Genomic DNA, 8,552 nt, shown 5'->3' with positions numbered 1-8,552 from the left:
AGTCCATGACGACTCTATCTGACCCTCCCAAGGGCGGATTTCGCTTATCGATGTTAATCAACGATACGCGTTACCGATCTTACACATTCCAATTCATTGCTTTGGTTGCGCTGATCTGCGCCTTCGGGTTTTTAGGAAGCAATCTCGTTTCCAACCTGCAAGCGGCTGGCCTGAACATTTCATATAAGTTCCTAAGCGAACCTGCGGGCTATGATATTAACCAGCGTTTGATTGAGTATACATCGCAATCCACGCATTTGCGTGCTGCCATAGTTGGCGCATTGAACACGCTGCTTGTTGCAGTGATCGCATGCTTCTTAGCGACTGTGATCGGTGTGATCGTGGGTGTCTTGCGACTATCCAACAACTGGATCGTTAACAAATTGATGGGCGTTTATGTGGAAATTTTCCGCAACGTGCCTGTTCTGATTTGGATCCTGATCATTATGGCGGTCTTTGTTGCGGTGCTGCCGCAACCTCGCGAATTCCGCGGCGATGATGCGACGGCCAGTATGGTGTTTGACATGTTCGCCTTCACGGGCCGTGGTTTTTACGCTCCGCGCCCATTCTTCACAGCTGAATGGGCTGCTGGTTCAACAGGATACCTGATTGTTATCGCACTCCTGATCGCGAGCTTCTTTGGTGCGCGCACCGTTGCAAAGAACGCAACTGTGACACAGGAACGTACAGGCGATCGCCCGACCACTTGGTACTACACACTTGCGATCTGGTTTGTTCCTTTGATCATAGCTTGTGTTGTGATGGGCCTGTCGTGGGAGCTGCCTGAACTGAAAGGCTTTAACTTTAAGGGCGGTATCTACGCACGAAACTCGCTTATTGCTCTGACATTCGCGCTGTCGATCTACACAGCAGCCTTTATCGCGGAAAACGTGCGTGCGGGTATCCTTGCGATTTCTGAGGGTCAGACAGAAGCAGCAGCATCGCTGGGTCTGCGTCCGGGGCGCATTATGAACCTTGTGGTTCTGCCACAGGCATTGCGCGTGATTATTCCACCGCTGATTTCGCAGTACCTCAACATCACCAAGAACTCATCGCTTGCGATTGCGGTTGGATACATGGACATCACAGGCACCTTGGGTGGCATCACGCTAAACCAAACGGGTCGTGCGATTGAAACGATCCTGTTGTTGATGGCCTTTTATCTGGTCATCTCGCTTAGCATTTCCGCGATCATGAACGTGTACAACAACTCAGTAAAATTGAAGGAGCGGTAGGATGGGCAATACTAAAACCACACCCGCCGCTTTTGTGCGCGACGCAATGTTGCCCCAGCAAGCGGCCCCCGTCATGGCGGCTGGTCCTATAGCATGGGTCAAAAAGAACCTGTTTGATGGTTGGTTCAATACCATCCTGACGCTGGTTGCGATTTACTTTATCTACATGATCGTGTCCGGTGCGTTCCCTTGGTTCTACAATGGGGTCTGGACCACAGATTCTCTCGCGGAATGTCGTGAAATTCTGCAAGGTAAAACAGGGGGCTGCTTCTCGGTTCTGACAGAACGTTGGCCACAGCTTTTGTTTGGCTTTAAGTACCCCTCTGAGGAATATTGGCGCCCAACAATCGCGTTCTTTGGTTTGTTCTTTGCTGTCGCGCCTGTCTTGTTCAACAAAATGCCACGCAAAATGTTGATCATCACAGCGATCTACCCAATGGTTGCCTTTTGGTTGATCTGGGGTGGCTCACTGCTTGTTCCAGTCATGGTCGCTGTCGGCTTGATCGCAGGCTACGTGGTCTTCACCAAGCTTGAGTATCAGGGCTTTGCGATGGGCCTTATCGGCGGCATTTTAGCGACTTCGGTTGTTTGGTGGCTGATGGGATATATCACTGGTCCCCTGTCTGGCTTTCTTGCGCTAGAGCCAGTTCCATCACGCGATATGGGTGGGTTCATGTTGAACTTCGTTCTGGGTGTGACCTGTGTCTCCTTGTCGTTACCGCTTGGTATTCTTCTGGCGCTCGGTCGTCAGTCGGACATGCTGATCATCAAGTGGATCTGCGTGGTCTTCATTGAATTTATTCGTGGTGTGCCGCTGATTACATTGCTGTTCGTTGCGAACGTGGTTCTTGGATATTTCCTGCCACCGGGCACAAACTTTGACTTGATCCTGCGCGTTATCATTATGATCACGATGTTCTCTGCGGCTTATATCGCGGAGGTTGTTCGTGGTGGTCTCGCTGCCTTGCCAAAGGGTCAAGCTGAAGCCGCGGGTAGCCTTGGTCTGGATTACGCGCAATCCATGCGTTTGATCATTCTTCCACAGGCTCTCAAGATCTCCATTCCGGGGATCGTGAACGTGGCGGTGGGTCTGTTCAAGGATACGGTTCTGGTTTCGGTCATTTCAATGTTCGATCTGGTCGGAATGATCCGTGGTCCGATTTTGGCATCCACAGAATGGAACGGCGTCTATTGGGAACTCTGGCTGGCAGCCGTCTTGTTCTTTTTCCCGATTTGCTACGGCATTTCGCAATACTCACAGTGGCTCGAGCGTCAGCTCGCGACCGGACACAGATAAAGGGAGGCTGATACAATGGCCGAAGCAAAACTACAGGTGTCCGACGAGGTCGCCATTTCAATCGAGAACATGAACAAGTGGTACGGCACATTTCACGTGCTGCGCGACATTGATCTAACTGTAAACCGCGGCGAACGCATTGTGATTTGTGGACCTTCTGGGTCTGGTAAATCCACGCTCATTCGCTGCATCAATGCGCTCGAAGAACATCAGCAGGGTCGTATTGAAGTCGATGGGACAGTGCTGTCATCCGACGTTAAGAACATCGATAAGATCCGTTCGGAAGTGGGTATGTGTTTCCAGCACTTCAATCTGTTCCCACATTTGTCGATCCTAGAGAACTGTACGCTGGCACCGATCTGGGTACGTAAAACACCCAAGAAAGAAGCTGAGGAACTGGCGATGCATTTCCTTGAGAAGGTGAAGATCCCAGAGCAGGCCGACAAGTATCCCGGTCAGTTGTCTGGTGGCCAGCAGCAGCGTGTTGCCATTGCGCGTTCGCTTTGCATGCAGCCACGCATCATGCTGTTTGACGAACCGACATCGGCGCTTGACCCTGAGATGATCAAGGAAGTTCTTGATACGATGATTGAGTTGGCTGAGGAGGGCATGACAATGCTTTGCGTGACGCATGAGATGGGCTTTGCCCGTCAGGTTGCAAACCGCGTTATCTTTATGGACCAAGGTCAGATTGTGGAGCAGAACGAGCCAGAAGCGTTCTTTAACAATCCACAATCCGAGCGCACACAGCTGTTCTTGAGCCAGATTTTGGGTCACTAAATTATCGAAAAGAGTGCGTGAAATAACGCACACTACGTTTGAAAGGCAGGCCTTCGGGTCTGCCTTTTTCGTTTGAAAATCAGATGTGGTTTGGGGCGCTGCCCCCGTCGATCAAAGATCGCTGTCCCTGGGATATTTTTGGAAAGGAGAAGCGGTTTAGAGCAGGTCGTGTGGGGTGATGAATTGGGTCGAAGTAGCGGCACCGAATTTCAGATCATCCCATGTGTCGATGTCACAATCGAAGACTGTTGTGGCACCTGAGGGGTAGTTGAAAAAGCGTGGGTTGTTAGGGGCCGTGACTGCAAGGCGTTCCGCAAATTCGCCGATACCGGGATTGTGCGCGATAATCAGTAAGGTGTCCCCAGTTGCGCGTTGCACATGGTTCATCATCACGTCTGAGGACGCCATGTAGAGCGCTTTATTGAGCGTCATTGACGTTGTAAGTTTTAACAACGCGCCCGTTTCTTGCGTGCGCTCGGCAGAGGAACACAGGATTTCATTGGGGTTAAGTGAAAGCGTGCGCATCCAGTTGCCCAAAGCCGTTGCGCCGTTTCGGCCGCGTTCATTTAAAGAACGCTCGATGTCTTCTACTGGATTGTCCCAGCTGGATTTGGCGTGGCGCATGACGATTAATGTTTTGCTCATGGCTTACTCTCCCAAAAAAGTGCGCATGTGGAAAGCAGATTGTTCCGGCAAGCGGCCATAGGTTTGCGAGATTGGGCACACGCGACGTGCGGCGCAGCCTTGTGTGCGGCAGGATTTGGTGTCTGGACCAGTTATGTGAGCTTTGCAGGCGGCGACATCGTAGTTTGTTGACGTGAGCGCGTTGACGGGACAAGCAGATTTGCAAGACTGTGCGCAAGGCGTGCAAGGACACGGTTCTGTTGCTTCTGGCAGTGTGATTTCACCTGAGATGCGAAGCGCTCCACGATACGATGCGAACAGGCCTGCTGTGGGGTGAACGAGCATACCGACGGGGGCGATCCATGCTTGGTTACTGGCCGTGGCCCATGAAATGAAGGCGGGGTAGGGTGGGCCGTCTGATGGGAAGATGGCGCTCGCGTCAAATTGTGCGGCAAGGTCGTCGATAATGCGTTTGGACCAGCGATCTAACGGATCTGGTTGATCATCGTTGAGTTCTGGTGAGGCGGTCGCGTGCGCCCAAAAATTGGGTTCTTGTGGCCCTAACAGGACAATTGTATCGCCATTTTCGTGCAAGGCTCCGAAAACATCGAGGCATTGCGCGTGCGCTGCGTTGCGAATGTCATCAATCACGGATGAGCGAGCCTGCGCCGTGTTCGGTGTAGAGTTCGAGTAGGCACGCGTTTGGGGCGCGGCCATCTAATATGACCACCGCGCGCACGCCACCAGCAATGGCATCAAGCGCGGTTTCTGTTTTGGGAATCATCCCACCTGCAATGGTGCCATCGGCAGTGAGTTCGCGGATTTGAGCTGCGGTAAGTTCTGTGACCACCTCGCCGGAGCCGTCTTTGACGCCTGCCACATCCGTGAGCAATAACAGGCGATCCGCTTTCAGGCTGGCTGCGATTGCGCCTGCCGCCGTGTCGCCGTTCACGTTGAAGGTTTCGCCGTTACGACCTGTTCCAAGGGGGGCGATCACCGGGATCACATTGTCTTTGGCCAAAGCGCGCAGGAAATCTGGGTTCATCTCAACAGGGGTGCCAACAAAGCCAAGATCGGGATCCGTTTGTTCGCACACCATCAAGTTGGCGTCCTTACCAGACAGGCCAACAGCCTTGCCACCTTGCGCATTAATTGCTTGAACGATGCGCTTGTTCACGCGGCCTGAGAGAACCATTTCGACGACTTCGACAGTGGCTTCATCAGTCACGCGCTTGCCGTTCACGAACTCGGACTTGATATCAAGGCGCGCTAGCATTGCGTTGATCATAGGCCCGCCGCCATGCACGATCACCGGGTTCACGCCGACTTGCTGCATCAAGACGACATCGCGCGCAAAGCTTTCCATGCCCGCGTCGCTACCCATCGCATGACCGCCAAGTTTGATCACAACTGTCGCATCATCATAGCGTTGCAAATACGGCAAGGCCGAGGAGAGAGTTTGCGCCGTAGCGATCCAATCGCGATTCATATCTTGCTTCTTCATGTCATGGCCTTTTCTTCTGGTTAAACGCCCAACGAAGCAGCGGCAAGTCAAAGGGCGCATAGAAAAAACGCGGAAATTAAATTTTACCAGTTGATAAAAAAATAAATCCCTGCAAACCTCAACCCAAGAATACTGTCGACAGGAGATTTTGATGCCAGCAGATATGCTTGCCAGTGGAATAGTTGCAGGCCGTTTAGAGCCGCAGGATTACGACAGCAATTTTGCGGATTTTCATGCGCCTTTAAGTGCGCATGAGGCCTTGGTGGCCTCGGATCGGTGCTATTTCTGTCATGATGCGCCGTGTATTACGGCCTGTCCGACTGACATCGACATCCCGCTGTTCATCCGCCAAATCGCGACGGGAACTGAAGAGGCGGCTGCAAAGACGATCTTAGAGCAGAATATTTTGGGCGGCATGTGCGCGCGGGTTTGTCCGACGGAGACCCTGTGTGAACAAGCCTGTGTGCGTGAAGCGGCTGAAGGAAAGCCCGTTTTGATCGGGCAATTGCAGCGCTTTGCGACGGATACGGTGATGGACAAGGGCGTGCATCCATTCACGCGCGCGGCCTCGACGGGCAAGCGTATCGCGGTTGTTGGGGCGGGGCCTGCGGGTCTGGCCTGCGCACATCGTTTGGCGATGCATGGTCATGATGTTGTCGTATTGGACGCACGTGCGCGATCTGGTGGCCTGAATGAATACGGTATTGCGGCGTATAAAAGCACAGAAGATTTCGCGGCTCGTGAGGTGGATTGGCTGCTGCAAATTGGCGGGATCGAGATCAAGCATGGCATAACGCTTGGCGCGGATGTGACGCTTACGGCTTTGCAATCTGAGTATGATGCGGTCTTCCTTGGAATGGGTCTTGGCGGCGTGAACGGGCTTGGCATCGCTGGAGATGATAAAGACGGTATTGCGGATGCGGTTGAATTCATTTCAGACCTTCGCCAAGCCAACGATCTAAGTACGTTGCCCATCGGGCGTGATGTGGTTGTGATCGGTGGTGGCATGACCGCAATTGATGCGGCTGTGCAGGCGAAACTGTTGGGGGCTTTGAACGTAACACTGGTGTATCGCCGCTCCCGCGCGCGGATGAATGCGAGCGTGTATGAGCAAGACCTTGCTGCATCCAAAGGCGTGCGAATTATCACCAATGCTTCACCGATAGCGGTTCACGGCAATGGCGCTGTGCGAGAGATCGAATTTGAATACACCAGCGATGATCTAAAGCCGACAGGTCAAACCGTGCGTCTTGCTGCGGACCAAGTGTTTAGCGCGATTGGGCAGACGTTAGAAGGCGACGGGCTCCCCGATTTAGAGGGCCGTAAGATCAAAGTCTCCGCGAGTGGCGCAACGTCTGTCAAAGGGATTTGGGCTGGGGGTGATTGTGCGACTGGTGGGGATGATCTGACGGTGACGGCCGTGGCTGAAGGGCGCGATGCGGCGATGGATATTCATGCAAATCTGATGGGAGGCGCTGGATAATGGCTGACCTAACAACCACCTTCATTGGCATCACAAGCCCAAATCCATTCTGGCTGGCCTCTGCACCGCCGACCGACAAAGAATACAACGTCCGCCGCGCGTTTGAGGCGGGTTGGGGCGGGGTTGTTTGGAAAACCCTTGGCTCTGAAGGCCCCCCGGTGGTGAACGTGAATGGCCCTCGGTATGGCGCAATTTACGGTGCGGATCGACGTTTGTTGGGCCTCAACAATATTGAGCTGATCACGGACCGCGATCTGTTTACCAACCTTGAAGAGATAAAGCGCGTGAAGGCGGATTATCCGGATCGGGCTATTATCGTATCTTTGATGGTGCCGTGTGAGGAGGAGGCGTGGAAAGCCATTTTGCCGCTGGTAGAGGATACCGGCGCAGATGGAATTGAACTGAACTTTGGCTGTCCGCATGGCATGAGCGAGCGTGGTATGGGGGCGGCTGTTGGCCAAGTCCCCGAGTATATCGAGATGGTGACGCGCTGGTGCAAGCAGTATTATTCCAAGCCTGTGATTGTGAAGCTGACGCCAAATATTACGGATGTGCGCAAACCTGCGGCGGCTGCACGTCGCGGTGGCGCGGATGCCGTGTCTTTGATTAACACCATTAATTCAATCACTTCAGTGAATTTAGATAGCATGTCGCCAGAACCCTCGATTGATGGCAAAGGTACCCACGGTGGCTATTGTGGCCCTGCGGTAAAACCTATCGCGATGAGCATGGTCAGTGAGATCGCCCGCGCGCAAGAGACGGCTGGCATGCCGATCTCTGGCATTGGCGGCGTGACCACATGGCGCGATGCGGCTGAGTTCATGGCGCTTGGCTGTGGCAACGTGCAGGTTTGCACGGCTGCGATGACCTATGGATTTAAGATCGTTCAGGAAATGATTTCAGGCCTCAGCCAGTGGATGGATGAAAAGGGCTTTGAAAATACGACTGACTTCGTTGGGATGGCTGTGCCGAACACAACAGATTGGCAGTACTTGAACCTGAACTATATCGCGAAGGCCAAGATTGATCAGGACCTATGTATTTCTTGTGGCCGCTGCTTTGCGGCCTGTGAAGACACGTCGCACCAAGCGATTGCCATGTCCGAAGATCGCACGTTCAGCGTAATCGACGCGGAATGTGTGGCCTGTAACCTTTGCGTCAATGTCTGCCCTGTTGAAAATTGCATCACGATGGAGCCGATGGCGGTTGGCGAGGTTGATCCACGCACAGACCGTGTTGTTGACAGCGAATACGCCAACTGGACGATGCACCCGAATAATCCATCAGCAACTGCTGCGGAATAGAATTTCCCATACCGCTGATCTCCCTAGCGGCACCTAGAGACCCCTGCCGAGGTGAGTGGCGGCAGGGGGTTTTTCTATGCTTTGCAGTTTGATTTAGGGCGCTGCCCCTGCGTCTTTGACGCACTCCCAAGATATCTAGGGAGAGAGGAAGCATGTGTTGCAGGTTGTGCGTTTGTGTTCTGCGTTCTTGAGTTGAGGTATGTGAAGGTCGATATTACGCGTTTGTTTTGAGTTTTAAGGACGCTGTATGGCGGGTCATTTGAGAATCACGAGAAAGCGCGCCCTGACTCGCCTCTAAGTTAACTTGACAATCCCGGGGTGCTTT

8 protein-coding genes are annotated in these 8,552 nt (G+C 53.1%); 5 read left to right on the top strand and 3 right to left on the bottom strand.

What is annotated here, in order from left to right; genetic code table 11:
• The first annotated feature begins 5 nt into the window (after window positions 1-5).
• From QZ279_RS09365 to QZ279_RS09355, 3 genes are read left to right on the top strand one after another with little or no spacing between them, the layout of a single operon-like run.
• Window positions 6-1,235, top strand: coding sequence for an ABC transporter permease subunit (locus tag QZ279_RS09365; RefSeq protein WP_293450174.1), 1,230 nt, complete (start codon window positions 6-8; stop codon window positions 1,233-1,235).
• 1 nt (window position 1,236) lies between these two features.
• Complete coding sequence (locus tag QZ279_RS09360; RefSeq protein WP_293450172.1) at window positions 1,237-2,532, top strand: ABC transporter permease subunit; 1,296 nt, start codon at window positions 1,237-1,239, stop codon at window positions 2,530-2,532.
• 15 nt (window positions 2,533-2,547) lie between these two features.
• Entirely contained in the window at window positions 2,548-3,312 is a 765-nt protein-coding gene (locus tag QZ279_RS09355) for an amino acid ABC transporter ATP-binding protein (RefSeq protein ID WP_293450170.1), read from the top strand.
• A gap of 156 nt (window positions 3,313-3,468) precedes the next feature.
• Here QZ279_RS09355 and QZ279_RS09350 read toward each other — a convergent pair whose 3' ends face one another.
• Genes QZ279_RS09350 through argB form a run of 3 tightly spaced genes read right to left on the bottom strand, consistent with a single transcriptional unit; the run spans window position 3,469 to window position 5,440 of the window.
• Window positions 3,469-3,957 (bottom strand): histidine phosphatase family protein, encoded by a 489-nt coding sequence (locus QZ279_RS09350; protein WP_293450168.1) that lies wholly within the window; start codon window positions 3,955-3,957, stop codon window positions 3,469-3,471.
• A gap of 3 nt (window positions 3,958-3,960) precedes the next feature.
• Window positions 3,961-4,587: a ferredoxin gene (locus tag QZ279_RS09345; RefSeq protein ID WP_293450166.1), complete on the bottom strand. Its 627-nt coding sequence runs from the start codon at window positions 4,585-4,587 to the stop codon at window positions 3,961-3,963.
• Window positions 4,580-5,440 carry an acetylglutamate kinase gene (gene argB, locus QZ279_RS09340; RefSeq protein ID WP_293450164.1) on the bottom strand — a complete coding sequence of 287 codons (861 nt, stop codon included), beginning with the start codon at window positions 5,438-5,440 and terminating at the stop codon, window positions 4,580-4,582. The genes QZ279_RS09345 and argB overlap by 8 nt, the downstream gene beginning before the upstream one ends.
• A 151-nt stretch (window positions 5,441-5,591) precedes the next feature.
• On the opposite strand from argB, the gene QZ279_RS09335 reads away from it, so the two are divergent.
• Window positions 5,592-6,923, top strand: a complete 1,332-nt coding sequence (locus tag QZ279_RS09335; RefSeq protein ID WP_293450162.1) for an NAD(P)-dependent oxidoreductase — start codon at window positions 5,592-5,594, stop codon at window positions 6,921-6,923.
• Entirely contained in the window at window positions 6,923-8,227 is a 1,305-nt protein-coding gene (preA, locus tag QZ279_RS09330) for an NAD-dependent dihydropyrimidine dehydrogenase subunit PreA (protein WP_293450160.1), read from the top strand. Before QZ279_RS09335 ends, preA begins: the two co-directional genes overlap by 1 nt.
• Window positions 8,228-8,552: the final 325 nt, after the last annotated feature.

The sequence above is a fragment of the Planktotalea sp. genome (assembly GCF_018607965.1).
In the GTDB taxonomy this organism is placed as follows: Bacteria; Pseudomonadota; Alphaproteobacteria; order Rhodobacterales; family Rhodobacteraceae; genus Planktotalea.
This window is presented reverse-complemented; position numbering and strand designations above follow the sequence as displayed.